26 protein-coding genes and 1 tRNA gene are annotated in these 25,666 nt (G+C 72.7%); 9 read left to right on the top strand and 18 right to left on the bottom strand.

The window, feature by feature from the left end:
* Positions 1–43 precede the first annotated feature (43 nt).
* From AB0O36_RS13570 to AB0O36_RS13560, 3 genes are read right to left on the bottom strand one after another with little or no spacing between them, the layout of a single operon-like run.
* The gene (locus AB0O36_RS13570) at positions 44–934 is read right to left on the bottom strand and encodes an SDR family oxidoreductase (RefSeq protein WP_365108566.1); all 891 of its coding nucleotides are present in this window, start codon (positions 932–934) and stop codon (positions 44–46) included.
* Positions 931–1,899, bottom strand: a complete 969-nt coding sequence (locus AB0O36_RS13565) for an alpha/beta hydrolase (protein ID WP_365108564.1) — start codon at positions 1,897–1,899, stop codon at positions 931–933. The genes AB0O36_RS13570 and AB0O36_RS13565 overlap by 4 nt, the downstream gene beginning before the upstream one ends.
* A complete protein-coding gene (locus tag AB0O36_RS13560; protein WP_365108562.1) occupies positions 1,896–3,479 on the bottom strand; it encodes an NAD(P)/FAD-dependent oxidoreductase in 1,584 nt (527 codons plus the stop codon). Before AB0O36_RS13560 ends, AB0O36_RS13565 begins: the two co-directional genes overlap by 4 nt.
* 124 nt (positions 3,480–3,603) lie before the next feature.
* On the opposite strand from AB0O36_RS13560, the gene AB0O36_RS13555 reads away from it, so the two are divergent.
* A complete protein-coding gene (locus AB0O36_RS13555) occupies positions 3,604–4,419 on the top strand; it encodes a MerR family transcriptional regulator (RefSeq protein ID WP_365108559.1) in 816 nt (271 codons plus the stop codon).
* Here AB0O36_RS13555 and AB0O36_RS13550 read toward each other — a convergent pair.
* Positions 4,404–5,204: an exodeoxyribonuclease III gene (locus AB0O36_RS13550; protein ID WP_365108556.1), complete on the bottom strand. Its 801-nt coding sequence runs from the start codon at positions 5,202–5,204 to the stop codon at positions 4,404–4,406. The genes AB0O36_RS13555 and AB0O36_RS13550 overlap by 16 nt on opposite strands.
* Positions 5,205–5,311: 107 nt before the next feature.
* Here AB0O36_RS13550 and AB0O36_RS13545 point away from each other — a divergent pair, with 107 nt between their 5' ends.
* Entirely contained in the window at positions 5,312–5,806 is a 495-nt protein-coding gene (locus AB0O36_RS13545; protein ID WP_365108554.1) for a GNAT family N-acetyltransferase, read from the top strand.
* 25 nt (positions 5,807–5,831) lie between these two features.
* Here AB0O36_RS13545 and AB0O36_RS13540 read toward each other — a convergent pair whose 3' ends face one another.
* The 8 genes from AB0O36_RS13540 to galU all read right to left on the bottom strand — a co-directional run bounded on the left by AB0O36_RS13540 (position 5,832) and on the right by galU (position 12,861).
* Positions 5,832–7,181, bottom strand: coding sequence for a CoA transferase (locus AB0O36_RS13540; RefSeq protein ID WP_365108552.1), 1,350 nt, complete (start codon positions 7,179–7,181; stop codon positions 5,832–5,834).
* A 197-nt stretch (positions 7,182–7,378) separates the two neighbouring features.
* Positions 7,379–7,452: transfer RNA gene (locus tag AB0O36_RS13535), tRNA-Ala, on the bottom strand.
* A gap of 52 nt (positions 7,453–7,504) precedes the next feature.
* Positions 7,505–8,530 carry a hypothetical protein gene (locus AB0O36_RS13530; RefSeq protein ID WP_365108549.1) on the bottom strand — a complete coding sequence of 342 codons (1,026 nt, stop codon included), beginning with the start codon at positions 8,528–8,530 and terminating at the stop codon, positions 7,505–7,507.
* 153 nt (positions 8,531–8,683) lie between these two features.
* Entirely contained in the window at positions 8,684–9,286 is a 603-nt protein-coding gene (locus AB0O36_RS13525; protein WP_365108546.1) for a GNAT family protein, read from the bottom strand.
* Positions 9,287–9,303: 17 nt separating this feature from the next.
* A complete protein-coding gene (locus AB0O36_RS13520; protein ID WP_365108949.1) occupies positions 9,304–9,798 on the bottom strand; it encodes a MogA/MoaB family molybdenum cofactor biosynthesis protein in 495 nt (164 codons plus the stop codon).
* A 122-nt stretch (positions 9,799–9,920) separates the two neighbouring features.
* A complete protein-coding gene (gene moaC / locus AB0O36_RS13515) occupies positions 9,921–10,400 on the bottom strand; it encodes a cyclic pyranopterin monophosphate synthase MoaC (RefSeq protein ID WP_365108544.1) in 480 nt (159 codons plus the stop codon).
* A gap of 175 nt (positions 10,401–10,575) precedes the next feature.
* Positions 10,576–11,952, bottom strand: a complete 1,377-nt coding sequence (gene glp, locus AB0O36_RS13510) for a gephyrin-like molybdotransferase Glp (protein WP_365108541.1) — start codon at positions 11,950–11,952, stop codon at positions 10,576–10,578.
* Positions 11,953–11,955: 3 nt separating this feature from the next.
* Complete coding sequence (gene galU / locus AB0O36_RS13505) at positions 11,956–12,861, bottom strand: UTP--glucose-1-phosphate uridylyltransferase GalU (RefSeq protein WP_365108538.1); 906 nt, start codon at positions 12,859–12,861, stop codon at positions 11,956–11,958.
* A gap of 96 nt (positions 12,862–12,957) precedes the next feature.
* On the opposite strand from galU, the gene AB0O36_RS13500 reads away from it, so the two are divergent.
* The gene (locus tag AB0O36_RS13500) at positions 12,958–13,602 is read left to right on the top strand and encodes a 5-formyltetrahydrofolate cyclo-ligase (RefSeq protein ID WP_365108536.1); all 645 of its coding nucleotides are present in this window, start codon (positions 12,958–12,960) and stop codon (positions 13,600–13,602) included.
* An 18-nt stretch (positions 13,603–13,620) separates the two neighbouring features.
* Here AB0O36_RS13500 and AB0O36_RS13495 read toward each other — a convergent pair whose 3' ends face one another.
* Positions 13,621–16,497 carry a penicillin acylase family protein gene (locus AB0O36_RS13495; protein WP_365108533.1) on the bottom strand — a complete coding sequence of 959 codons (2,877 nt, stop codon included), beginning with the start codon at positions 16,495–16,497 and terminating at the stop codon, positions 13,621–13,623.
* A 194-nt stretch (positions 16,498–16,691) separates the two neighbouring features.
* On the opposite strand from AB0O36_RS13495, the gene AB0O36_RS13490 reads away from it, so the two are divergent.
* The 4 genes from AB0O36_RS13490 to AB0O36_RS13475 all read left to right on the top strand — a co-directional run bounded on the left by AB0O36_RS13490 (position 16,692) and on the right by AB0O36_RS13475 (position 21,488).
* Positions 16,692–18,212 (top strand): potassium/proton antiporter, encoded by a 1,521-nt coding sequence (locus AB0O36_RS13490; protein ID WP_365108531.1) that lies wholly within the window; start codon positions 16,692–16,694, stop codon positions 18,210–18,212.
* 547 nt (positions 18,213–18,759) lie between these two features.
* Entirely contained in the window at positions 18,760–20,187 is a 1,428-nt protein-coding gene (locus AB0O36_RS13485; protein WP_365108946.1) for an MFS transporter, read from the top strand.
* A gap of 67 nt (positions 20,188–20,254) precedes the next feature.
* The gene (locus AB0O36_RS13480; RefSeq protein WP_365108529.1) at positions 20,255–20,545 is read left to right on the top strand and encodes an FmdB family zinc ribbon protein; all 291 of its coding nucleotides are present in this window, start codon (positions 20,255–20,257) and stop codon (positions 20,543–20,545) included.
* Between the two features lie 109 nt (positions 20,546–20,654).
* The gene (locus AB0O36_RS13475) at positions 20,655–21,488 is read left to right on the top strand and encodes an S-methyl-5'-thioadenosine phosphorylase (RefSeq protein WP_365108526.1); all 834 of its coding nucleotides are present in this window, start codon (positions 20,655–20,657) and stop codon (positions 21,486–21,488) included.
* A 116-nt stretch (positions 21,489–21,604) separates the two neighbouring features.
* Here AB0O36_RS13475 and AB0O36_RS13470 read toward each other — a convergent pair whose 3' ends face one another.
* Positions 21,605–22,111 carry a GNAT family N-acetyltransferase gene (locus AB0O36_RS13470; protein ID WP_365108523.1) on the bottom strand — a complete coding sequence of 169 codons (507 nt, stop codon included), beginning with the start codon at positions 22,109–22,111 and terminating at the stop codon, positions 21,605–21,607.
* 262 nt (positions 22,112–22,373) lie between these two features.
* Between AB0O36_RS13470 and AB0O36_RS13465 the strand changes: the two genes are divergently transcribed.
* Both AB0O36_RS13465 and mscL read left to right on the top strand, forming a co-directional pair.
* Positions 22,374–22,838: a hypothetical protein gene (locus AB0O36_RS13465; protein WP_365108520.1), complete on the top strand. Its 465-nt coding sequence runs from the start codon at positions 22,374–22,376 to the stop codon at positions 22,836–22,838.
* Positions 22,839–22,961: 123 nt separating this feature from the next.
* The gene (gene mscL / locus AB0O36_RS13460) at positions 22,962–23,468 is read left to right on the top strand and encodes a large conductance mechanosensitive channel protein MscL (RefSeq protein WP_365108517.1); all 507 of its coding nucleotides are present in this window, start codon (positions 22,962–22,964) and stop codon (positions 23,466–23,468) included.
* Positions 23,469–23,586: 118 nt separating this feature from the next.
* Here the strand turns inward: mscL and AB0O36_RS13455 are convergent, their stop codons facing one another.
* From AB0O36_RS13455 to AB0O36_RS13440, 4 genes are all read right to left on the bottom strand, one after another.
* Entirely contained in the window at positions 23,587–23,817 is a 231-nt protein-coding gene (locus AB0O36_RS13455; protein ID WP_365108515.1) for a hypothetical protein, read from the bottom strand.
* Positions 23,818–23,990: 173 nt separating this feature from the next.
* Positions 23,991–24,377 carry a hypothetical protein gene (locus AB0O36_RS13450; protein WP_365108513.1) on the bottom strand — a complete coding sequence of 129 codons (387 nt, stop codon included), beginning with the start codon at positions 24,375–24,377 and terminating at the stop codon, positions 23,991–23,993.
* A complete protein-coding gene (locus tag AB0O36_RS13445; protein ID WP_365108511.1) occupies positions 24,377–25,066 on the bottom strand; it encodes a Rieske (2Fe-2S) protein in 690 nt (229 codons plus the stop codon). The genes AB0O36_RS13450 and AB0O36_RS13445 overlap by 1 nt, the downstream gene beginning before the upstream one ends.
* Positions 25,063–25,662, bottom strand: a complete 600-nt coding sequence (locus AB0O36_RS13440) for a 4Fe-4S dicluster domain-containing protein (RefSeq protein WP_365108508.1) — start codon at positions 25,660–25,662, stop codon at positions 25,063–25,065. Before AB0O36_RS13440 ends, AB0O36_RS13445 begins: the two co-directional genes overlap by 4 nt.
* Positions 25,663–25,666 lie beyond the last annotated feature (4 nt).

Below are 25,666 nucleotides of genomic sequence, written 5' to 3'. Positions count from 1 at the left end.
GCCTCGACCAGACTTTCACGAGGGGGCGGACCTCGCATTTCGGTCAGCGGTGCGCGGTCCGCTCCTTCTCGTCGGCGGCCCCGCCGGCCCCCACGAGCCCCTTGCGGACACCGGACAACCGGGGTTCGAACCGCTTCATCTCCCGCTGTCCGCCCAGCGCGATCGCCGCCGGGAGGTACCCGCGCACGGACTGCATCCCGCGCAGCCACCACTGCGCGTACACGTGCGCCGAGCGGCGCTCGATGCCGGCCACGATCCGGTCCACGGCCGGCCCCAGCGGGTACGTCCGGTTCGCCGGCCAGGGCAGCCGCTGCCTCAGCTCGCGCATGACGTCGTTCTCGTCGGCGCCCCGCACCATGTCGGTGTCGGTCCAGGACAGGTAGCCCACGCCCACCTTGACGCCCTTGTAGCCGACTTCGGCGCGCAGGCAGTGGGCGAACGCCTCCACGCCCGACTTGGACGCGCAGTACGCCGTCATCATCGGCGCCGGGGTCATGGCGGCGAGCGAGGCGATCTGCAGGAAGTAGCCGCGGCTCTCGGCCAGTACGGGCAGGAAGGCGCGGGCCGTGACGGCGCTGCCGATCAGGTTCACCTCGATCACCCGCCGCCAGGCGTCCGGGTCGGAGTCGCCGAACGGCCCGCCGGCCGCGACCCCGGCGTTGGCGACCACGATGTCCACCTTGCCGAAGCGCTGCTTGACCTCCTCGGCGACCCGGGCCATCGCCTCGTGGTCGGTGACGTCGGCGAACCAGTGGTCGCTGTCGGTGTGGAGGCGCTCGGATACCTCCTTGAGCGCCTCGGGCTCCAGTCCGACCAGGGCGATCCGCGCGCCGCGCGCGGACAGTTTCCGGGCGAGCAGCTCGCCGACCCCGCGGGCCGCGCCGGTGACGACCGCGACCTGCCCCTCCAGACTCCGCCTGCCGCCGCCGCTCATACGCTCTTCTCCTTGATCCCCGCGTCCGTGCCGCCCGCACCGCTGCCGCCCGCGTCCGTGCCGCCCGCGGCCGCGATCCCGACGAGGCCGCGGATGACGCCGGTGACGGCCTCCGGCGCCTCGATCGGCGTCATGTGCCCCATCCCGGTCAGCTCCGTGAGCCCCACGCAGTGCGGCAGCTCGGCGGCCAGGCCGCGCGAGTGCACGATCGGGGTGAGCCGGTCGGCGGTACCGCCGATCACGGCCGTCGGCACGGTGAGCCGGGCCAGGTTGTGCCGCACGTCCAGGCCGGCCAGGACCTTCGACCACTCGTGCCGCACCCTGGGCGGGCAGGCGTGCACGATCCGGGCGCAGGCGTCGACCTTGTGCGGGGCCGTGCCCGGCGCCATGGTCACGTACTGCACGGCCTTCTTCGCGACCGGTGTGACCGGTCCGAGCGGCGTCCGGGCGGACATGACGGTGCGGGTGATCCGGGTCCGTGCGGGGCCGGGGCGCATCGGGACCACCGTGGACTCCTCGGGCAGCCGGGCCGCGCCGGTGCTGCACAGCAGCGCGGCGGACACCCGGTCGTCGAAGCCGGGGAGGCCGGCCGCGGCCATGATCGTCATCCCGCCCATGGAGTGTCCGGCGACCACGGCGCGCTCGCCCTCGCCGAGGGTGGCGGCGAGCACGGCGACCAGGTCGTCGGCGAGGGCGCCGGTGCTGAAGACGCCCGTGGCTGGGCTGCGGCCGTGGCCGCGCTGGTCGTAGGCGATGACCTTGTGGTCCCGGGCGAGTTCGCGGACCTGGGCGGCCCAGAAGGCGGTGGAGCAGGTCCAGCCGTGCGCGAGCACCACGGCGGGCGCGTCCTCGTCCCCGTGCACCTCGACGTGCAGCCGTGCCCCGTCGGCGGATTCGGCGACCAGCTCGCGCCGGGCGGACGGGGGTGCGTACGGACCGGCGGTGACGTGCGTCAGCCTGCTCATGCGGCTTCCTCCTCGGTGGCGACGGCACCGGCAGCTCCTGCCGGCACGGATGTACGTTGCCCGCTCCCGGCGCGCAGCACCTCGTATTCGGCAAGATCCACGGTCCGGGTCTCGCCGCGGAACTCGCCCGTGGTGCCGGGCCAGACGGTGGTGTTCCGGCCGGCCGCGTCCAGGTACCAGCTGGTGCAGCCGCCGGTGTTCCACACGGTCCGCTTCATCCGGTCCTGCACGCGGCGGTTCCAGGCGTTCACGGCGGAGGGGCGGGCGGCGAGCGCGACCCTCCCGCCCCGGCCCCGGCCGCGGCCTTCGCCATGGCCCTGGCCCTGGCTGCGGCCTTCGAGCAGGCCCAGCTGGCGCACGTAGTCGGCCATGTAGTTCAGCTGGGACTCGATCATGAGGATCATCGAGCTGTTCCCGAGCCCGGTGTTCGGCCCGATGATCGTCATCCAGTTGGGGAACCCGGCCGCGGTCGCCCCGCGCAGCGACTGCATCCCGTCCTTCCACGCTTCGGCCAGGGTCTTGCCGCCGTCCCCGACCACCCGGTCGGCGATGGGCATGTCCGTGACGTGGAACCCCGTACCGAAGACGATCACGTCGGCCTCGGTCTCCGTGCCGTCGGCGGCCACCAGCACCGAGCCGCGGACCTCCTTCAGCCCGGAGGCGACCAGGTCCACATTGGGCCGGGCCAGCGCCGGGTAGTACTCGCTGGACAGCAGGATCCGCTTGCAGCCGATCCGGTACGAGGGGGTGAGCTTGGCCCGCAGGGCGGGGTCCTTGATCGAGCGGGCGATGTTGGCCTTGGCCATCGTCTCGATCAGGCCGAGCCTGCCCGGGTGCTTGGTGAACGCGCCGACCTGCAGCTCCCGGAGGCCCCAGAGCACCCCGCGGCGAGCGGCCCGGGTGAAGGGCAGCTGCCGGTGCAGCCAGCGTTCCACCGCGCTGATCTCCCGGTCGGTGCGGGGCATCACCCACGGCGGGGTCCGCTGGAAGAGGGTGAGCCGGCCGACCTCGGGCGCGATCGCGGGGACGATCTGGATCGCGGAGGCGCCGGTGCCGATCATGGCGACCCGCTTGCCGCGCAGGTCGTGGTCGTGGTCCCAGCGGGCGGAGTGGAAGACCTTGCCGGGGAAGCCGGCCAGGCCCGGCACGTCCGGCAGCTTGGGGTCGGAGAGCGGGCCGGTGGCGGACACGACCACCTCGGCGGTGATGTCGCCGGCCGAGGTCTCGATCTCCCAGTGCAGCGCGTCGGCGTCCCAGCGCATCATCAGCACCTCGTGCTCAAGCCGGAGGTGCGCCCGCAGCCCGAAGGTGTCGGCGACGTGCTCCAGGTAGGCGCGGATGTGCTGCTGGCCGGAGAAGGTGCGGGGCCAGTCCGGGTTCGGGGCGAAGGAGAAGGAGTAGAGGTGGGAGGGGACGTCGCAGGCACATCCGGGATAGGTGTTGTCCCGCCAGGTGCCGCCGACCGAATCGGACCGCTCCAGCACCACGAAATCGGTGATCCCCTCGCGGCGGAGCCGGACCGCCGCCCCCAGCCCGCCGAAGCCGGACCCGATCACCGCCACGCGCACATGTTCGCCCACGCCCGCCGCCCTTCACAGACTCTGCCAGCGATCACTGGCACGGTTGGGAGAGTAGAGCCTCTCCGTACTCATGGGTAGGGGTCTCGTCGGGAAAGTTACCGGCAGTACGCCATAGGCTGCGCCTGTGGCGGACGAACAGACGGTACGCGAATACCGGACCGGCGAACTGGCCGAGGCGGCCGGCATACCGGTGCGCACCCTGCGCTTCTACCGGGAGCGCAAACTCCTGCCGCCACCCCGCCGCGAGGGCCGTATCGCCTGGTACGACGACCACCACCTGGCCCGGCTGCGCACCATCGCGGCCCTGCTGGAACGCGGCCACACCCTCGGCGGGATCGCCGAGCTCACCGCGGCGTTCGAGAAGGGGCGCGACGTCGGCCAGCTCGGCGAGCTGCTCGGCATGGGCCGGTCGGAGGAGACCCCCGTGCGGCTGACCCCGGAGGCCATGGCCGACTACTTCGAGGGGGAGGTCACCCCGGAGAACCTGATGGCCTCGCTGGACCTCGGCTACGTGGCGGCCGACGGCGAAGAGATCGTGCACGTCAGCCGGCGCCTGCTGGACGCCTCCTCGGCCCTGGTCCGCGAGGGCGTGCCGCTGGCGGCGGTGCTGGACGCGGGACGCCGGGTCCGCGAGCACGCCGACGCGATGGCGGAACTCTTCGCCGGCCTGATCGCCCGGCACGTGGCGGACCCGGAGGCGATCGGCCGGCTGCGGCCGGTCGCCAAGAACGTGGTCGAGGCGGAGCTGTCGATGGCACTGGACCGCCTGCAGGCCGCCCTCGGCCGGCCGGAGACGGGACCCGGGCCGGAGACTGGACACGTGCCGGACGCGGACCCCGCGGAGCGGCCCGCCCCGGCGGACGGACGGGACCCGGTGCAGCCCCACCGGACCCATCAGCCCCGGACCCATCAGCCCCGGACCCATCAGCCGAGGTCGTAGACCACGGTCACCGGGGCGTGGTCGGACCACCGCTCGGGGTGCGTCTCGGCCCGCTCGACGAAGCCCTTCACCGCCTTGGCCGCCAGGCCCTGCGTCGCCACGTGCAGGTCGATGCGCCAGCCGGCGTCGTTGTCGAAGGCCCGGCCCCGGTAGGACCACCAGGAGTACGGACCCTCCTGGTCGGGGTGCAGCTGCCGCATCACGTCCACGTAGCCGACGCCGTCGTAGACCCCGCCCAGCCACTCCCGCTCCTCGGGCAGGAAGCCGGCGCTCTTGCGGTTGGTCTTCCAGTTCTTGAGGTCGGCCTCCCGGTGGCAGATGTTCCAGTCACCGCAGACCAGCACCTCCCGCCCGTCGGCCGCCACCTTCCCCTTCAGCTCCTCCAGGTAGGTGCGGAACTCCGCCATGAAGCGGTACTTCTCGTCCTGCTTCTCCGTGCCGGCCTCCCCGGACGGGAGGTACAGGCTCGCGACGGTCAGTCCGGGCAGGTCGGCCTCCACGTACCGCCCGCCGGCACCGAACTCGTCACTGCCGAAGCCGACCCGGACCTCCTCCGGCTCGCGCCGGGTGAACAACGCCACACCGGCCCGGCCCTTCGCGGCGGCGGGCGCGAAGACGGTGTGCCAGCCCTCGGGCGCCCGCACCTCCTCGGGGATCTGCGCCTCCTCGGCCCGGACCTCCTGGAGGCAGACCACATCGGCATCGGTCCCCGCCAGCCACGGCACGAAGCCCTTCTTGGCTGCGGCGCGGATCCCGTTCACGTTCACGGAGGTCACGGTGATCAAGAAAACTCCCCAGATCGGCACAAACGCGCAGCAGCGTACTCGGCAACCGGCCTGGGCGGTGTGATCCGCCACATCCCGGACAGCCGAACCCGCCGTACGATATTCGGATGTTTGACGGGATCGAGCTGCACACCGTGACGTACGACCACCCGGACGCGGTGAAGCTCAACGACGATGTCCAGATCGAATACCGGCACCGGTACCAGGGCGAGGGCGATGCCACCTGGCTCGACCCGGCCATGTTCGAACCGCCGCGCGGCCGCTACCTCCTCGCCTACGACCCCTCCGGCCTCCCGGTGGCCAGCGGCGGCTGGCGCAGCCAGGAGCGGAACGACGAGGGCTATTCGGACGGCGATGCCGAACTCAAGCGGATGTACGTGATCCCCGGTGCCCGCGGCCGCGGCCTGGCCCGGCGCATCCTCGCCGAGCTGGAGGCGGACGCCCGCGCCGCCGGCCGCACCCGCATGGTCCTGGAGACCGGCGACCAGCAGCCGGAGGCCATCGGCCTCTACCTCTCCTCGGGCTACGAGCTGTGCCCGAAGTTCGGCTACTACCGCGAGTACGAGAACAGCCGCTGCATGGCCAAGCCCCTGCACCCCTGACCCGGCCGGTGCCGCGGCCGGAAGGTCACCGGGGCAGCCACAACGGGGCGTCCGTCCCCCAGCGGGACGGCGTACGGGACCAGTCGGCGGGGCCGTGTCCGAGCGGCGGGGCTGCGTACCGCAGCCGCCCGTACGCCGAGTCGGCTTCCCGCAGCCAGGGCTCCGGCGGGCACGGCGCCGCGGCGGGCCGGGGCTCCGCCCCGATGCCCCGGACCAGCCAGGACGCCGTACCGGCCAGCGAGAACCTCAGGGACCGGCCGCCCCCGTCGGAGAGCGCCCGCATGATCCCGGCGGCCACCAGGTACCCCGTGGCGTGGTCCAGGGCCTGGGCGGGCAGCACCCCGGGGGTGCCGTCCGGGGCGGCGTACGCGGCCGAGATCCCGTAACCGGCCTGCACCAGCGAGTCGAAACCGCGGCGCCCGGCCCACTCCCCCGACCAGCCCCAGGCGCACAGCCGGGCCACCACCGCTCCCGGCCGCCGGGCCCGCACGTCCTCCTCGGCCAGGCCGTAGCGGTCCAGGGCGCCGGGCCGGTACCCGGTGACCACCACGTCCGCCCCGCCGAGCAGCCGCTCACACACCTCCCGGTCCGCCGGGACCGCCAGGTCCAGCCGGGCCGACCGCTTCCCGAAGCCGGTGTCCGCGTGGGCGTCGTCCGCCTCGGGCAGCCGGGGCGAATCGATCCGCAGCACGTCCGCGCCGAGCAGCCCGAGCGTCCGGGTGGCCACCGGGCCGGCGATCACCCGGGTCAGGTCCAGCACCCGCAGGCCGGCCATCGGCAGCCCCTCCGGTGCCCCCGGCAGCACCCCCGGCCGGTCCTCCCGGACCTCCGACGTCCACTCCACCAGCGGCTGCGGTGCCCCGTAACGGTCCGCCACGGCCACGGCCAGCCCGCCCGCGGCGTACACCGCCTCCTGCACCTCGGCCGCCTTCCGCCCGGCCACCGCCGCGGCGAGCTCCTCCGGCGCCTCCCCCGCCAACCCCAAGGCCCGTACCAGCGCGGCCCGGTGGTGCGGATAGTTGGCGTGCGTCCGCACCCAGCCGTCCTCGGCCCGCCAGAACCCGGACAGCGGCGCGAACACCACCGGCGCCCGCCCGTCCACCCGCAGGTGCCGTTCGCTGACGAACGCGGCCGTCACCGCCCCCTCGTCGACCACCACCCCGGACACCTCGTCCCGCCCGCCCCGTACGGCGCCCAGCTCGGCAGCGGCCAGCGAACACACCCCGACCGAAGCCCGCGCCAACTCCCCCACCGGCAAAGGCCCGTCACCGAACCCACCCACCCCCCGGTACCGCACCCGCCCCACCACCCCGGCGTCCCCGCCGAGTGCCGCCCAAGCCTGCTCCGCCGCCCCGCCGCGCTCCCCGATCACCATGGCCCCATTCTGTGCCGGGGGGACGGGCCTCCGCGCCGGGTCGAACGAAGCTCCGCTCCACCCGCGGCGGACTGACCGCACCGGTCGGGCCATGGCGTCGGCTCGGGTACCCCCGGAAACGCCGAGATCCCGCCCCGCCTTTCGGCGGAACGGGATCTCGTGACGATTCTTGAGAGCTACTCAAGAACTGTCGTCTGTGGACCTGTGGGGATTTGAACCCCAGACCCCCTCGATGCGAACGAGGTGCGCTACCAGACTGCGCCACAGGCCCTTGCGACGTGTGAAACATTAGCATCCCCGCGGCCCTGGTCCAAAACCGATGATCACTCGTTGGCCGCGCGGGGGCGGTCGTCGCTCTCGTACTGGTCGAACAGCGGGGTGCGGCCCGTGTCGCGGGGGCGGCGGGAGGCCGGGCGGGACGGGTCCTGGGGGGAGGCCGGCGGGGCCGCGGAGCGCTGGGCGCGCAGCCGGGGGTCGGTGGGCTCGGCGGTGCTGGAGCGGGCCGGGCTCCAGGCGTCGGGGGCCGGGGAGCCGGTGGCACGCGGGGCGACCGGGGCGGTGACGTAGGTCGGCAGCGGAACCGGGACCGGCTCCCAGCTGTCGCCGCGGGCCGGGCCGCGCTCGCGCTCCTTCTGCTGGTCCACCCACTCCGCGTGGTCCGTCTGCTCCACCAGTGCACGGCGGCCCGCCTCCTGCGGGGAGACGGGGGGCGCGGGGTCGGGTTCCGCGGCGGCGGCCGGGTCCTCGGGGTCGCGGCGGCGCGGCGACCGGCTCTCGCGGAGGCGGCGCGCCGCGGCCTCGGCGCGACGGCGGTCCATGGTGAACGCGAAGCGGCGCCGCTCGTGCGCCCGCAGGTGGCCGATGTAGGCGCTCAGCAGGACGGCGGGCACGGCCGGGGCCCAGAGGAACCGGAGGCCGCCGACCGCGGCGACGATCGCGCCCAGCGTGAAGGCGAGGAAGAGGATCGCGGTGGTGCGCCGGCGGCGGGCGAGGACCTGGTGGCGGCTCTCGCGCCGGTTCCGCTCGATCCGTTCGGCGGCGGCCGCCCGGGGCTCGGCCCGGGTCGGGGACATGCCTGAGGCCCGGGCGTCGGCCTCGACGGAATTCACCAATTCCGTGGCCGCGTCCGGGTCCGCGTGGGGTTGCCCCTCCTCGCCACCGCGCTCACGCAGTTCCTTGGCGTAACGGCGCTCCATTCCCGCCCGTCCGGAAAGCAACCGGATGGCGGTGGAGAAGCGTTCCGTCGGACGGGCTTCGTTCAGCTCGTCCTGCCTCCGGAGCCACATGGGCACCAAGTAGGCGGCCCAGGCCCCCACGATGACTGCGTAGATGAGGCCGCTGCTGCTCACACCTCACACCGTAGAGGGGCGCGGGCTGGGGCATCGGCCAATTGGGCCGGTGTGTCGCACGATCTGGCTGATATCACCGACTTTTTTTGTGATTCTTCGGATCAGACGATCGGCCGATGTCCCTTTAATTCGAACAGGTTTGCGATTTACGCTTTATTGACGGTGCTGGACGCGCCGCCGGTGCCAGCGCTCGACCAGCCCCTCCGGTACTTCCTCCGCCGTCAGCGCGTAGACCAGGTGGTCCCGCCACGCGCCGTCGATGTGGAGGTAGCGCGGCCGCAACCCCTCCTCGCGGAAGCCGAGTTTCTCCACCACGCGGCGGCTCGGCCCGTTCTCGGGCCGGATGCACACCTCGATCCGGTGCAGCCCCACGGCGCGGAAGCAGTGGTCCACGGCGAGCGCGACCGCCGTCGGCATCACGCCCCGCCCGGCCACCTCGCGGTCCACCCAGTAGCCCACGTGGCCGGCGCACATCGAGCCCCAGGTGATCCCGGCCACCGTCAGCTGCCCGACCAGCCGGCCCTGGTACTCGACGACGAACGGCAGCATCCGGCCGGCGTTCGCCTCGGCCCGCAGGTGCCGGACCATCTGCCGGTACGTCGGACGCTGGACCACCGGACCCCAGGGTGCGGGCGGCGGGATCGTCGCCTCCCACGGGCGCAGCCATTCGCGGTTGCGCCGGTTCACCTCGCGCCAGTCGCGCTGGTCCCGCAGTTTTATCGGCCGGAGCGACACGTCGCCGTCGCGCAGCACCACCGGCCAGGAAGGCGCGTTCAGCTCTCGCTCCCCGCGGGTCCGGCGGGCGGCCGGGGGTGGTCGCCCCCGTGGATCTGCTCCACCGCGTGCGGCAGGATGCGGGCCAGTACGGCCAGCCCGTCGCGGACCCCGCCGGTGGAGCCGGGCAGGTTGACGATCAGGGTGCGGCCGGCGACGCCCGCCAGGCCGCGGGAGAGCGCCGCGGTGGGCACGTGCGCCAGGCTCTCGGCACGGATGGCCTCCGGGATGCCGGGGACCTGGTAGTCGACCACCCTGGCGGTGGCGTCGGGGGTCCGGTCGGTCGGCGAGATGCCCGTACCGCCGGTGGTGAGGATGACGTCGTAGCCGGCGGCCACGCCCTCGCGCAGGGCGAGCTCGACGGGGTCGCCGTCCGGGACGACCCGGGGGCCGTCGACCGCGAAGCCGAGCTGCCGCAGGCCGTCCGCCAGCAGTGGACCGCCCTTGTCGGCGTAGACGCCCTGCGCCGCCCGGTTGGAGGCCGTGACGACCAGGCCGCGCGGGCCCGCTCCGGCGGGAGGGGCCGCCGGAGCCGAGTCCGGGGCGGGGGCAGACGCCGAGGGCGCCCCCTGCTCCGGATGGGCGTGGCTGTGGACCTCGCCGCCGCGGGGCGCGTTCACGACCGGCTCCAGTCGCCCGACTTGCCGCCGGTCTTCTCCTCGACGCGGACGTCGGTGATGACCGCGCCCTTGTCGACCGCCTTCACCATGTCGATCACGGTCAGGCCGGCCACCGCGACCGCCGTCAGCGCCTCCATCTCGACGCCGGTGCGGTCCGCGGTCTTCACGGTGGCGAGGATCTCCACCGCGTCGTCGGCGACCGTGAGGTCGACCTTGACGCCGGACACCGACAGCGGATGGCACAGCGGGATCAGGTCCGGGGTCTTCTTCGCACCCATGATCCCGGCGATCCGCGCGGTGGCGAGGGCATCGCCCTTGGGCACTCCCTCGCCCCGCAGCAGTTCGATCACCCGGGGCGCGACCAGGACCCGCCCGCTGGCCCGCGCCGTGCGGGTGGTGACGTCCTTCTCCGACACGTCGACCATCCGGGCCGCGCCCGCCTCGTCGATGTGCGTCAGCCTGCTCTGGGTACTCATCGCTGCGCCGCTCCGCTCTGGGCCCCGACGGGGCCTGTGTGGTGCAACACACGCTACCCGGACCCCGGCCGCCCGGGCCGGGCAGGACCGTCAGCCGGACGGGCCGTCCGGCCGCTCGGAACCGCCCGGCGGTCGGAACCGCCCGGCGGTCGGGACCGCCGGCCGCTCGGAACCGTCAGCCGAGCGGAATCACGTCCAGCTCGGTGCCGGGTTCCACGGAGGTGACGTCCTCCGGGACGACCAGCAGCGAGTCGGCGTGCGCCAGCGCGGCGATCAGGTGCGAGCCGGAGCCGCCGACCGGGCTGACCGTGCCGGCCTGGGCGTCGTACGTCGCGCGCAGGAACTGCCTGCGGGCGGCGGGCGAGCCGATCGCCTTGTCGGCCTCCAGCCGGGCCCGGACCACCGGGCGGGAAACCTCCGGCAGTCCCATCAGGGCGCGGATGGCGGGGCGGACGAACAGCTCGAAGGAGACGTACGAGGACACCGGGTTGCCGGGCAGGGCCATCAGCGGGGTGCGGTCGGGGCCGATCGAGCCGAAGCCCTGCGGCTTGCCGGGCTGCATGGCCAGCTTGCGGAAGTCGATCCCGCCGCCGGCGGAGGTGCCGTCACCGTTCCCGGCCGCATCCCCGGCCTCCCCGTCCTCCGGCCGTCCGGCCGCCGACAGGGCCTCCTTGACCACGTCGTACGCGCCGACGCTCACCCCGCCGGTGGTGACCAGCAGGTCCGCCCGGATCAGTTGGTCCTCGATGGTGGCGCGCAGGGTGTCCGCGTCGTCGGCGACCGCCCCGACCCGGTAGGCGATGGCCCCGGCGTCCCGGGCGGCCGCGGCCAGCGCGAAGCTGTTGGAGTCGTAGATGGTCCCGGCGGTGAGCGCCTCGCCGGGCTGTACGAGCTCGCTGCCGGTGGACATCACCACCACGCGCGGCCGGGGCCGGACGCGGACCGTGCCGCGGCCGATCGCGGCGAGCAGGGCGATCTGCGGCGGCCCGAGGACGGTGCCGGCGGCCAGCGCCAGGTCGCCGGCCTGTACGTCGCTGCCGCGCGCCCGCACGTGGGCGCGCGCCTCGGCGGCCCGGTGCACCCGCACCTCGCCGCCGGCGCCCTCGGGGGCGGAGCTGGCCGGGGTCATGCCGTCCGCGGCACCGCCGCCGGTGCCGCCGTCGGTCCACTCGACCGGGACGACGGCCTCGGCGCCCGGCGGCAGCGGGGCGCCGGTCATGATCCGCGCGGCCTGGCCGGGGCCCACGGAGGGCAGCTCACCGCTGCCCGCCGCGACGTCCCCGATCACCGTGAGCACCGCCGGGAACTCCTCGCTCGCCCCCTGGACGTCGGCCACCCGGACGGCGTAGCCGTCCATGGAGCTGTTGTCGAAGGGCGGCAGGGCGACGGGCACGGTGACGTCCTCGACCAGGACGCAGCCCTGGGCGTCGAGCAGCTGCAGCTCGATCGGCTCCAGCGGCCGGATCGCGGCCAGGACGTCCGCCAGGTGCTCGTCCACCGACCAGAGGCGCTGCGGCCCGGGTGCGGTGCCCTGCGGTGCGGTGCTGCTCAAGGCTTACTCCATCTCCTCCGTGACGTAACTGCGAAGCCAGGTGCGGAACTCCGGGCCCAGGTCCTCACGCTCGCACGCGAGGCGGACGATGGCCCGCAGGTAGTCGGCACGGTCCCCGGTGTCGTAGCGACGGCCGCGGAAGACCACGCCGTGCACCGGACCGCCGAACGTCTCGTCGGCGGCCAGCTTCTGCAGGGCGTCGGTGAGCTGGATCTCCCCACCGCGGCCCGGCTCGGTCTCCCGCAGTATGTCGAAGATCGCGGGGTTGAGTACGTACCGTCCGATGACCGCGTAGTTGCTCGGGGCGTCGGCCGCGTCCGGCTTCTCCACCAGGCCGGTGATGCGGACGACGTCCGTCTCGTCGGTGGCCTCGACCGCGGCGCAGCCGTAGAGGTGGATGTTCTCCGCGGGGACCTCCATCAGGGCGATGACGGAGCCGCCGGTGCGCTGCTGGATCTCGGTCATCTGGCGGAGCAGCGGGTCGCGCGGGTCGATCAGGTCGTCGCCGAGGAGCACGGCGAAGGGCTCGTTGCCGACGTGCGGGGCGGCGCAGAGCACGGCGTGGCCGAGGCCGCGCGGGTCGCCCTGGCGGACGTAGTGCATGGTGGCCAGGTCGCTCGACTCCTGGACCTTCTTCAGCCGGTCGTCGTCACCCTTGGCGACGAGGGCCGACTCCAGCTCGTAGTTGCGGTCGAAGTGGTCTTCGAGCGGTCGCTTGTTGCGTCCCGTGATCATGAGAACGTCGTCCAGGCCCGCGTTGACAGCCTCTTCCACCACGTACTGGATGGCGGGCTTGTCAACGACCGGGAGCATCTCCTTGGGGGTGGCCTTGGTCGCAGGAAGGAAGCGAGTACCGAGGCCCGCGGCCGGAATGACGGCCTTTGTGATCACGGGGTGCAACTGAGTCATGGGCAGAACGATAGAGGGTACGTGAAGACGCACGGTGAGATTCCGGTAAACAAATACCGTTTTGCACCGGTATGGCAAGGGATTTGAAGGCGAGCTGTGACAGAGAACCGATCTGCGAAGTCCGAATTGCGCCGTGAACTGCTCGCAGCCAGGCGCGCCTTGTCACCCGGAGCGGCCGGTACGGCGGCCAGGGCGCTGGCCGGAAAGGCCCTGGAACTGCCCGAGCTGGCCGGCGCCCGCACGGTGGCGGCGTACGTCTCGGTCGGGACCGAGCCCGGCACCCGCGACCTGCTGGACGGCCTGCGCCGGGCGGGCAAGCAGGTGCTTCTGCCGGTCCTGCTGCCCGACAACGACCTCGACTGGGCCGCGTACGAGGGGCCCGGAAGCCTGGTGGAAGCGGCGCACCCGGGAAAGATGCGGCTGCTGGAGCCGGCCGGTCCCCGGCTCGGCCCGGAGGCGGTGACCGGGGCCGACGCGGTGCTGCTGCCCGGGCTGGCGGTGGACGGCCGCGGGATGCGGCTGGGCCGCGGCGGCGGCTCGTACGACCGGGTGCTGGCGCGGCTGGAGAAGGCCGGGGCGCATCCGGCGCTGGTGGTGCTCCTCTACGACAACGAGGTGGTCGCGCGGGTCCCGGAGGAACCGCACGACCACCCCGTGCAGGCGGTGGCCACCCCGTCGGGGGTGCGCCGGTTCGCCGCTCAGCGCGGCGGGCGGAGGACTCTCGGGCCCCCGGCGGATTGACCGCAGGCCCTCAGGCCCTCAGGAGCCCTCGGGCTTCAGCGTGAGGGTCTCCTCGGTCGCCTGGTTCACCGCGTCCGGGCCGAACGGCCAGTCCAGCAGCTCGCCCTTGGCCCACAGGTCCGTCTGGTCCGTGTAGTTCGGGTGGTACGCGTGCCCGGACGCGCCGGTCAGGTTGATCCAGCGGGACTTGTCCAGGTCGTTGAGGTTCACGACCATCCGCATGGACGGCACCCAGGTGACGTCGTAGCCGCCGGCCGCGTTCCAGCCGCTGGCGTTGACCGCGGCCTCGCCGCCGCCCAGGTTCCAGGGACCCCGGTTGAGCACGAACTGCAGGAAGCCGGGGCCCTCGGTGCCGATGGTCTGGTTGCGCAGCATCAGCTGGTGCAGCCGTCCCCAGCTCCAGGTGCTCTGGTCCTTGCCGAGCTTGGCGGTCAGCTCCCACTGGGCGTCCCGCATGGCCCGCGCGAACAGCTCGTCGCGCGTGGTGGCGGCCTTCGCGGTGCGGGTCGCGGGGGCCTTCCACCAGCCGGACTTCTCGTCCTTGACCAGTGCGCGCACCACCTCGAACCAGCGGTCGCCGCCGTCCGGCTGGGCCGAGTCCTCGTCCCGCATGCCGCACTCGCGGACCGTCTCGGCGAGGTCGTCGACCGGGCCGGAGGCCGCTTCGCGGACGTTCAGGCAGCTGCCCTCGATCCGGAGCTCCTTGGGCATCTTGTCGCCAAAGGCCAGCCGGAGGACGTTCCGCCAGACAGCGTTGAAGTAGGCGGCCGCGGCGGAATCGGGCTCCTGGGTGTAGTTCCAGCCGTCCAGCAGCTGCTGCGCCTTGCGCACGTCCGGGTCCGAGACGTGGATCTTGGACAGGATGGGCGTGAGCAGCGCGGCGATCTCGCTGCTGTTGTCCATTTGCATGGTCCGCATGTCGTCGGTCGAGATCTTCCCGCCGTCCTTGACCTTCGCCTCGATGAGGTCGTTGATCCGCTGGCTGCGGGCGCCGTAGCCCCAGTCGGTGGTCAGGGCGTACGGGTACTTGCCCTTGCCGTTCTCGACGACGGCCTGGTTGGCGGTGACGATGTAGCCGCGCTGCGGGTCGTAGTCCCAGGGCATCTCGCTCTGCGGGATCCAGCCGGCGGTACCGCCGGGGGTGCCCTTCCAGGCGTACTTGGAGTCCCAGCCGGGGGCCGGCATGCGGCCGTCGCCCTGGCCGCGGACCGGGATGCGGCCCGGTGCCTGGTAGCCGATGTGGCCCTTGGTGTCGGCGTAGATCAGGTTCTGCGAGGGGACCTCGAAGTCGCGCGCGGCGGCCCGGAAGTCCTGGAAGTTCTTGGCCCGGTCGAGCGCGAACACGGCGTCCATGGACTTGCCCGGGTCCAGGGCGGTCCAGCGCAGGGCCACCGCGTAGCCGTTGCCCCGGTCGGGGGCGGAGCTGTCGACGGGGGCGCGGACGCCGACGGTCTCCAGCTGGTCGCTGCGGTCGGAGACCAGCGGGCCGTTGTTGGTGGAGCGGACGGTGATCCTCTTCTCGGCGCCGCCGGCGACCTTGATGACCTCTTCGCGGGTCTTGAAGGGGAGGACCTTGCCGTCGTAGACGTAGCCGTCCGGACGGACCTGCTCCAGGTAGAGGTCGGTGACGTCGGCGCCCAGGTTGGTCATGCCCCAGGCGATGTCCTGGTTGTGGCCGATGATCACACCGGGCATGCCGGAGAAGGTGTAGCCGGCCACCTGGTACTTGCAGTCGCGCGAGACCTTCCGGCAGTGCAGGCCCATCTGGTACCAGATCGAGGGCAGCTGCGGGGCCAGGTGCGGGTCGTTGGCCAGCAGGGGCTTGCCGGTGGTGGTGTGCTTGCCGGCAACGACCCAGGAGTTCGAGCCGATGCCGCTGCCGTTCGGGCCGAGCAGGGCGGGGACCGCGTCCAGGGTGCCGGAGAGGGCGGTCAGGCTGCTGCGCAGGCCCTCGGTGGCGCCGGCCGGGGAGGTGGCGCCGGTCCCGGTGTCCGTGCTGATGCCGGTGCCCGTGGTCGAGCCGGTGCCCGTGGTCGAGCCCGTGCCGGTGGTCGAGCCGGTGCCGCCGGTCGAGACGGAGTTCCGGCCGGTGCCGGTGGTGCCGCGGCCCGTGGTGCCGGAGCCGGACTGGCCCTGGGGGACGTACTGCCCGGAATCGACCTTGCCGCCCTCGACGATCGGCTTGTTCCGGTCATAGGGATAGGCCGGATACAGCTGTGCGATCTGCTCCGGGGTGAGCTTGCCGGACATCAGCGCCCGGTCGATCTCGTCCTGCATGTTGCCGCGCAGGTCCCAGGCCATGGCCTTGAGCCAGGCCACGGAGTCCACCGGGCTCCACGGCTCGGGCGCGTAGTCGTCGCTGATCTTCAGGGACGCGTGCTCGACCGAGAGGTCCTTGCCGGACTTGTCCTTCAGGTACGCGTTGACCCCGTCGGCGTACGCCTGGAGGTTTTTCTTGGTGTCGGCCGAGAGCTTGGTGTCGTACTCGGTCTGCGCGACCTGGCGCCAGCCGAGCGTGCGCAGGAAGGCGTCGGTCTCGACCTGGCCGCTGCCGAACATCTCCGAGAGGCGCCCGGAGGTCATGTGGCGGCGTACGTCCATCTCCCAGAAGCGGTCCTGGGCGTGCACGAAGCCTTGCGCGCGGAACAGGTCCTGGTCGTTGTCGGCGTAGAGCTGCGGGATTCCGTGGCGGTCGCGCTTCACCTCGACGGTGCCGGTGAGACCCGGGAGGGCCAGGCTGCCGGTCGTCTGCGGGAAGGAGGCGCGCACACTGTCCACGCTCCAGTACGCCCCGTAACCGAGGCCCGCGACGAGCGCCAGCACCAGGGTGAGCACGATCAGACGGGCGCGTCGCCCCTTCTTCTTGACGGAGGGGGCGGATTCGTTGGCGGGCATCGCTGTCCTTCGAGGGGCAGGGTGGTCCTGAGTGCTGGGAGCAACCATAGGCGCAGCACCGCGCCCGTTCGGACGCGGTGTCAGGGACTTCGTCGAACTGGCGTTTCACAATGTGACTATCGAGTCAAGAAAGCGTCAAAGATTAGGTAAGGTAACGAACTACCAGCCACCGGAGGAACGATCCGGCAGGCCCTGTGAGAGAGGACCGCCCGCTGACTGTCCACCAGCTCAATGAGCTTTTGCTGGTCTGCTCGCTCGTGCTGCTCATCGCCGTCGCGGCGGTGCGCGTCTCCTCACGCAGCGGTCTCCCCAGCCTGCTCATCTACCTCGGCATAGGCATCGCGATAGGGCAGGACGGCATCGGCGTCCGGTTCGACAACGCGGCGCTGACGCAGGTCATCGGGTACGCGGCCCTGGTCGTGATCCTGGCCGAGGGCGGTCTGGGCACGAAGTGGAAAGAGATCAAGCCGGCCCTGCCTGCGGCGGTGATGCTGTCCCTGGTCGGCGTCGCGATCAGCGTGGGCGTGACGGCCGCCGGAGCCCACTACCTGGTCGGGCTGGAGTGGCGGCAGGCGCTGCTGATCGGCGCGGTCGTCTCCTCGACCGACGCGGCGGCGGTCTTCTCCGTCCTGCGGAAGGTGCCGCTGCCCTCCCGGGTCACCGGCGTCCTGGAAGCCGAGTCGGGCTTCAACGACGCCCCCGTGGTGATCCTGGTGGTGGCCTTCTCCACGGTCGGCCCCGTCAGCGACTGGTACGTGCTCATAGCCGAGATAGCGCTGGAGCTGGCCATCGGCGCGGCCATCGGACTCGCCGTGGGCTTCATGGGCTCGTACGGCCTCCGGCACGTCGCCCTGCCCGCCTCCGGCCTCTACCCGATCGCCGTGATGGCCATCGCCGTGACGGCGTACGCGGCCGGCGCGATGGCGCACGGCTCCGGCTTCCTCGCCGTCTACCTGGCGGCGATGGTGCTGGGGAACTCGAAGCTGCCGCACTGGCCGGCCACCCGGGGCTTCGCCGACGGGCTCGGCTGGATCGCCCAGATCGGCATGTTCGTCCTGCTCGGCCTGCTGGTGACCCCGCACGAGCTGGCCGACGACTTCTGGCCGGCGGTGGTCATCGGACTGGTGCTGACGCTGGTGGCGCGGCCGCTGGAGGTGTGGCTCAGCCTGCTGCCGTTCGGGATGCCCTGGCAGGAGAAGGCCCTGATGTCGTGGGCCGGCCTGCGCGGCGCGGTGCCCATCATCCTCGCCACCATCCCCATGGTGTCCGGGATCGGGGGCAGCGAGCGGGTCTTCAACATCGTCTTCGTGCTGGTGATCGTCTACACGCTGGTGCAGGGGCCGACCCTGCCCTGGCTGGCCCGGAAGCTGAACCTCCGGGAGACCGGCGAGGCCGCGGCGGACCTCGGCATCGAATCGGCGCCGCTGGAGAAGCTGCGCGGACACCTGCTGTCCTTCGGCATCCCGGACGGCTCCCGGATGCACGGCGTGGAGGTCAGCGAGCTGCGGCTGCCCGCCGGCGCGGCCGTCACCCTGGTCGTCCGCGACGAGAAGAGCTTCGTACCGATGCCGTCCACGGTGCTGCGGCACGGGGACGAGCTGCTGGTGGTGGCGACGGACCCGGTGCGGGACGCGGCGGAGGCGCGGCTGCGGGCGGTGGCCCGCGGCGGCAAGCTGGCCGGCTGGCTGGGGACCGGCGGGGCTTCGCTGCACTGAGCGGGCGACGGGAGGCCACTACAAAAGGGGCACACCGCCTGGCCAGGAGCCGATCGCACGAGGCTCCGTCGGGTGGCCCGGAGGATCATCTGACGGATCCCGGTCTTCGTTCACCAGGAAAACGGGAGGTTTCACGCTCGTTTCCACGGGACGGGAATGTGAAGCTCCGCTTAATCAAAGGTTAAGACACGTCTTGTCAGCGTAATCACAGGGCGTCGCGGTGACTTTGCCTGTATGATTAAGGAACACAAACGAACCAACTCTGCCTGATGCAGAGCTGGCGCGACCGCTCGGCGGCCGCGGCACCCCTCGCAGTGGGTGCCCAGGTATCACTCGGTTCTGCGCAAGAGGACAGCTCTCGGGGCTCCCACATGTACGGGTGCGGCTCACAAAGCCCGCACCGCCCGCAGACGGGGATGCTCTACCAGGCAGCAGAAAGGCAAGGGCCGTGACATCCGCGGTCACGACCGACAAGTCCGAGACGACGTCCTCCACCACCACTTCTTCTTCTGCCGCGCACGCCGCCAAGCCCGGTTACGGCGCGCTCCTGCGCACTCCCGGCGCCGTGAGCTTCGTGCTCCCCGGCTTCGCCGCGCGGCTCCCCTTCGGAATGCTGACCCTCAGCATCCTGCTGCTGGTCCAGCACACCAGCGGGTCGTACGCGAACGCCGGCCTCGTCGCCGCCGTCACCGGCATCTCGATGGCCCTGTTCGCCCCCGTCATGGGCCACTTCACCGACCGCTTCGGCCAGGGTTCCGTCCTGGTCCCCGTGGTCCTCACGCACTCCGCCGCGGTGAGCGGCCTCGCCGCCCTCGCCCTGCTCGGCGCCCCGCTCTGGGCGCTCGCACTGGCCGCCGTCCCGGCCGGTGCGAGCGTCCCTCAGGTCGGCCCGATGGTGCGCGCCCGCTGGGCCGCGCGCCTGGAGGGCTCTCCGCTGCTGCCGACGGCCGCCGCGTTCGAGTCCGTGTCCGACGAGTTCACCTTCGTGGTCGGACCGGTGCTGGCCACCGCGCTGTGCACCGGTGTGCACCCGGCCGCCGGTCTGGTGACCGAGGCCGTGCTGACGCTGCTCGGCGGCCTGCTGTTCGCCGCCCAGCGCGCCACCCAGCCCAAGCCGCGCGGACGCGTCGCCGGCTCCGGTGAGAAGCACACCCCGGCGTTCACCGTCCCCGCCCTGTGGGTCCTGATCGCCTCCTTCGTCGGCATCGGCGCCGTCTTCGGCGGCATGCAGGTCTCCCTGGCCGCCTTCTCCAACGAGATGGGCAACCCCGGCGCGAACGGTCTGCTCTACGGCGTCTTCGCCGCGGGCAACATGACCGCCGGCATCGCCATGGGTGCCATCACCTGGAAGATCGGCCCGCGCCGCCGTCTGATCCTGGGCTACGTCGGCCTCACCGCCGCCGCCTCGCTGCTGTGGACCGCGAACTCCGCGGTCGTGCTGGGCGGGATCGGCCTGCTGGTCGGCCTGTGCATCGCCCCGGCCCTGATCACCGGCTTCACCATGGTCGAGGGTCTGGTCCCGGCCGGCTCCCGCACCGAGGCGTTCACCTGGCTGACCGGTGCGGTCGCCTTCGGCCAGGCCGGCGCCGTGGTCCTGGCGGGCCGCCTGACCGACGCGCACGGCTCCACCGCCGGATTCCTGGTGCCGATGGGCGCGACCGTGCTGGCGCTCGCCACGCTGCTGACGCTGCGCGGCAAGCTGGCGCCGAAGGCGCCCAGCCGCATCGTGATCTCCTCCTCGGTGGCGGCCAAGGCCACCGCCGGGGCCGGTGCCGGGGCCGAGGCTGGTGCCGCGACCGGTGCCCCGACCGGTGTCCCGACCGGTGCCGGGAGCGCTGCCGGGACCGCCGTCACCCGCGGTGCCAAGGCGTCCGTCAAGCCCGTCACGAGTGCCCCGCGCCAGACTGGCGGTCAGGCCGCGGCACGGGTGAACGAGCGTGGCGTCGGTCACCGCGTGCCGGTGACGGTGGACTGATCCGCCGGAATAGGTCACCATGGAGCGTCGTTAGCACTCATTGAGTCAGAGTGCCAGGAGGAAGATCGTGCCGACCTACCAGTACCAGTGCACCGAGTGCGGTGAGGGCCTCGAGGCCGTGCAGAAGTTCACGGACGACGCCCTGACCGAGTGCCCGAGCTGCAAGGGACGCCTGAAGAAGGTGTTCTCCGCGGTCGGCATCGTCTTCAAGGGTTCCGGTTTCTACCGGAACGACAGCCGTGGCGCCTCGTCGAGCAGCACGCCCGCGTCGAGCTCCTCGAAGCCCGCGTCGTCGTCCTCGACGTCGACCGCGGCTCCGGCGGCCCCGGCCGCAGCGCCGAGCACCCCGGCCGCCTGACGCTCCGTACCTCGTACGCGAGCTGCAGAGCTGAACGGAAACCCCCGCGCCCCATGGGCACGGGGGTTTCCGCGTACTCCGTACGGGTGTGTCTCGTAGGCTTGTGCGCATGGTGCACGCAGAGATCGGCGTAATTGGCGGGTCGGGCTTCTACTCCTTCCTGGAGGACGTCTCCGAGATCCAGGTCGACACCCCGTACGGGGCACCGAGCGACTCGCTCTACGTGGGCGAGCTGGCCGGCCGGACGGTGGCCTTCCTGCCCCGCCACGGCCGCGGGCACCACCTCCCACCGCACCGGATCAACTACCGCGCCAACCTGTGGGCACTGCGCTCGGTGGGCGTCCGCCAGGTGCTGGGCCCCTGCGCGGTGGGCGGCCTGCGCACCGAGTACGGGCCGGGCACCCTGCTGGTCCCCGACCAGCTGGTCGACCGTACGAAGGCCCGCGCGCAGACGTACTTCGACGGGCACCCGCTGCCCGACGGCACCGTCCCCAACGTGGTCCACACGACCTTCGCCGACCCCTACTGCCCGGTCGGGCGGTCGGTGGCGCTGGAGGCGGCCCGCGGACGGGCCTGGGAGCCGGTGGACGGCGGCACCATGGTCGTCGTGGAGGGGCCGCGGTTCTCCACCCGGGCCGAGTCGCGGTTCCACGCGGCGATGGGCTGGTCGGTGGTCGGCATGACCGGGCACCCGGAAGCCGTACTCGCCCGCGAGCTGGGGCTCTGCTACACCTCGATGGCGCTGGTGACCGACCTGGACGCGGGTGCGGAGACCGGCGAGGGCGTCTCCCACACCGAGGTCCTGAAGGTCTTCGGCGAGAACATCGGCCGACTGCGAGAGGTGCTCTTCGACGCCGTGGCCGGGCTGCCGCCGGCGGAGTCGCGGTCCTGCCTGTGCACGCACGCGCACGACGGCTGGGACCTGGGGATCGAGCTGCCGTAGCGGGCCCGGGCCGCTGCCGTTTCCCCGCTGCCTCTCCTTCCCTCCTCGTCCCCCTTGCCGCCTCCCCTTCCCCTTGTCCCCTCCTCCCCCCTTCCCCTTGTCCCCTCCCCGCTGCCTCAGGGGCCTTCCGCGGGGGCGGGGAGGACGAGGCGGACGAATTCGATCTCCTCGCCGCGGGCCCGGGCGTACTCCCGGACCGATCCGGTGACGAGGAAGCCGCACTTCTCCAGTACGCGGACCGAGCCGGTGTTGTCGGCCGCGGCGAAGCCGTACAGGGGGCGGGCCGGCTCCAGCACGAGCAGGGCCCGCAGGGCGGCGGTGGCCACACCGCGGCCCCAGTAGGGGCGTCCGACGGTGTAGGTGACCTCGCGTTCCTCCGGCGGGCCGTAGACCGCCACGTGGCCCGCCGCCTCACCGTCGGCGAGGATCGTCCGGACGGTGACGGCGGGGTCGGAGCGGACCTTGGCCCAATGGGTGTCGAAGGCCGAACGGTCGTAGTGGTGACCGCGGGTCATCGCGGCCATGTGCTGCGCGCCGGGATCCGTGGCGTGTTCCCAGAAGGCCGCCAGGTCCCCGTCCCGTACTTCTCGCAGACTCACCGTCGGTGTCGGGGTCGGTGTCATGGCGGGAGCGTAACCCGTGTGGGTGGCGGCGTTTTCCACAGGCCGGGGGGTGTCCACAGGTCCGGGCGGGGCGGGGGTGCGGTGCCGGATCGTGAGGGGTGTCCGGGCGCGGTGTCCGGGGTGAACTCCCTCTCGACGGGCGGTGGTCGGCATGTCCGGCACTTTCTTCGCTTCTGCTTCCGCTGCTTCTTCCGCTTCCTCCGTTCCCTCGACCGGCGGGCGGCTCTCCGCGGCTCCGGTGACATGTCCGCCGCCTCGGGCGGTGCCGGAGTTCGCCCCGCTCCGGGTGGGGCGGGGCCCCGGGCGGCTCCGGCGGGCCGTGCGGCGCAGGCGGCGGGTGGCCGGGGTGGGGCTGGCCGTGGCCGCGGCGGCCGCACTGGCGGCCGGCGGGACCGAGGCCCGGGCCCAGCGCGGCGAGGCCCCGCCGCCGCCCCGGCCGGGGCCGAGCGCCGCGCCCGTGGTGCGGCTGGTGTCCGCTCCGGTGCGGATCGCGGATGCGGCGACGGTACGGCTGCTCCGGGTGGGTGACCGAGTGGACGTGGTGGCCGCGGAGCGGGGCGGGCCGCCCCGTGTGGTGGCGGCGGGTGCCCGGGTGGCCGGCGTACCCGATCGGGACGAGGAGGGTACGGACGGCGGGGCGCTGGTGGTGCTGTCCGTGCCACGGGACACCGCGCGGCAGCTCGTCGGCGTGGGCGCCGTGACTCCGCTGGCGGTGACGCTGTGCTGACTCGCGCCCATGATCAGTCAAATCACCTGAAGGTGTACGCCGATTGGACAGGCCGCGGCCGTACTGCCGTAGTTTTCGGAACCGTTGGCTCCGTGTCCTGTTCGAACGACGAAGGGCTCAGTGATGAGCGAGAAGAAGAAGAAGGAGAGCGTCCTGGCGGGCTTCAAGGCCTTCCTGATGCGCGGCAACGTGGTGGACCTGGCGGTCGCCGTGGTCATCGGTGCCGCGTTCACGAACATCGTGAACTCAATGGTGAAGGGCATCATCGGCCCGGTGGTGGGCGCGATCGGCACGAAGAGCCTGGACGGCTACACCTCGTGTCTGAAGGGCCCCTGCAGTGTGGACGCACAGGGCAACCCGGTCGGTGTGAACATCCTCTGGGGCAGCGTGCTGAACGCCACGCTGACCTTCGTGATCACCGCGGCGGTCGTCTACTTCCTGATGGTGCTGCCGATGGCGAAGTACCTCGCCCGGCAGGAGGCGCGGCGCAAGGCCCGCGAGGGCGTGCAGGAGCTGGTCGAGGTCACCGAGCTGGAGGTGCTGAAGGAGATCCGGGACAACCTGGTGGCGCAGCGCGCCGGCTCCGTCGACTCGGCCCCCCAGCCGCGCACAGGCGGCAGCACGCTCTGACCCTGGACCCGGTCCCGGAACCGGACCTGGTCCCGGACCCGGCCCCGGACCCGGCCCCGGACCTGGACCAGATCCCGGTCCGGCCGGGCCGGAGCGGCCGGAGGCCGGGCCGGGCGGCTCAGATGTGGTGGGGAGGCTTCTCGTCGAGGAAGCGCGCCAGGTCGGCGGCGCTGCCGGAGGCGGGCGGCCGTTCGCCCCAGCCGCGGTCGGTGTCGTCGGAGGACTGCCGGTCCAGCGGGTCGTCGAAGATCAGGGCCGGCTTGGGCCTGGACGACGGCCGGTGCGCCTGGGACGGCTGCGGGCCGGACTCGGGAGCGGGCCCGGAACCGGGCGCGGGGGCGGTGCTCATGCATCCAGAGTACGGCTGGCCCCGCCGCCGCCCGGGCCCGGCCGGGAGCCCCGGTGACCCCGGGGGCGTTCCTCCCTGCCCGCCCGGAGGTGCTCCCGGCTCGCCCGGAGGTGTTCCCGGGCTGTTCGAGGGCCGTGGACTGGACCGCGGGGTGCCGGCGGGAGGGAGGCGGGTCACCGGTCCTTCGGATCGAGGTACCACAGTCCGAGCACGACCAGGAAGGACAGGATCAGGAATCCCGCCCCCCACCAGGCCGTCCCGGTGTGGCCCTGCATCCACGCGTTGACGGTGACCGCCAGTCCCCAGAGCTGGCCGACGACCACGGTCAGGACCAGCGCGAGACGGGCGTTGAGTTTGGCGGACCGCTCGGGCTCCTGCTCGGTGCCGGCCCCCGGGCCCGGCCCGGTGTGGCGGACGCGGGGGTCGCCGTAGCCGCTGGTGGGCCGGATCTGCGGGTAGCGCTCGCGGACCGGCCGGTTCAGCCGGGGCCGGGCACTGCCTGGGCTGTACGCGGGCCGCGGGCTGTGGGCGGGCCGGGGAGGCACCGGGGCGTCGCTCATCAGGTCTGCCCGTTCTCGGGGGCGGTGGTGGTTCCCGGGCAGCCGAGCCGCTGGGCCATGTCGGGGCGGGGCTCGGCGAACTGCCGGCACAGGGCGTCCTTGGCGGGTTCTCCGGACCGGGCGGTGGCGACGGCCCAGACACTGCCGTCGAGCTGCTCGATCAGGAAGATCCTGGGGAGCGGGCGCGGTGGTGGGCCGGCGGCGACTTCGCCGGTGCGGGCGTCGAAGACGCCCTCGTGGCAGGGGCAGTAGAGCTCGCCCTCGGGTCCGCGGTCCGCGCGCCACAGCACCGCGCAGGAGAGGTGGGTGCAGACGGCCGAGTAGCCGACCAGGGTGCCGTCGCCGAGGCGGACGGCGAGGGCGCGGTCCTCGTCCCCGGGGAACCGGAAGGCCACGGACTGCCCGGGGAGGAGCTGGTCGGTGACCTTCCTGGTCTCGGGGAGGGTCTCGCTGTCGCCGTGCCGGTGCAGGATGCCGGCGGCGACGCCGACCCCTCCGATGGCCAGGCCGCCGGAGACGGTGGCGACGATCCGGAGGTAGTCGCGCCGGGTGGTGAGGGAGTCGGCACTGATCCGGTCGCGGAGCTGCTCACGGGCGGCCTCGGCGGCGGGTTCGGCGGCGCGTGCGGAGGCGTGTCCGGCGGTGGGCCCGGCCGTGGGTCCGGCACCGGGCTGGTCGGTCAGGCTCATCGGACATCGACTCCGTTGACTTCGACGACGGGCAGGCCGCCGGGGACGGGCCACTGGACCTTGTCGGCGGGGACGACCATCGCGACGCCCGTGCTGACGACCACGTCACCGAAGGCGAAGGAGTCCGCGACCTGGACCCCGGGGCGTTCGGCCTGGAGCTCCTCCAGGGTTCCGTAGAAGAGGGCTCCGGTGGGGCAGACGGTGGCGCACATGGGGGCGAGTCCGTGGGCGGTGCGGTCGTAGCAGAGGTTGCACTTCATCTGCAGCTTGGCCTGGAGGTCGATCTTCGGAACGCCGAAGGGGCAGGCGTTGACGCAGTTGGCGCAGCCGATGCAGCGGGTGGTGTCGGCCTGCTGCACCACTCCGTCGGCGGTGACCAGGATGGCGTCGGCGGGGCAGACCTCGGCACACGGGGCGACCGGGTCCTCGCAGTGCATGCAGACGGTGGGGAGGGAGGCGACGGACCGGCCGGCGTCGGTGTAGTCCAGGTGGATCATCGACGTGCCTCGGTGCGAGTCGCATTCGCGGCAGGCCGAGACGCATGCCTGGCAGCCGATGCAGCGGCCCGGGTCGATGAAGATGGTGCGGCCCATCATGGGT

This window comes from Streptomyces sp. NPDC089799 (assembly GCF_040684755.1).
Taxonomy (GTDB): Bacteria; Actinomycetota; Actinomycetes; order Streptomycetales; family Streptomycetaceae; genus Streptomyces.
Note: the sequence above shows the minus strand (reverse complement) of the source record. Positions and strands in the feature narration are given on the sequence as shown.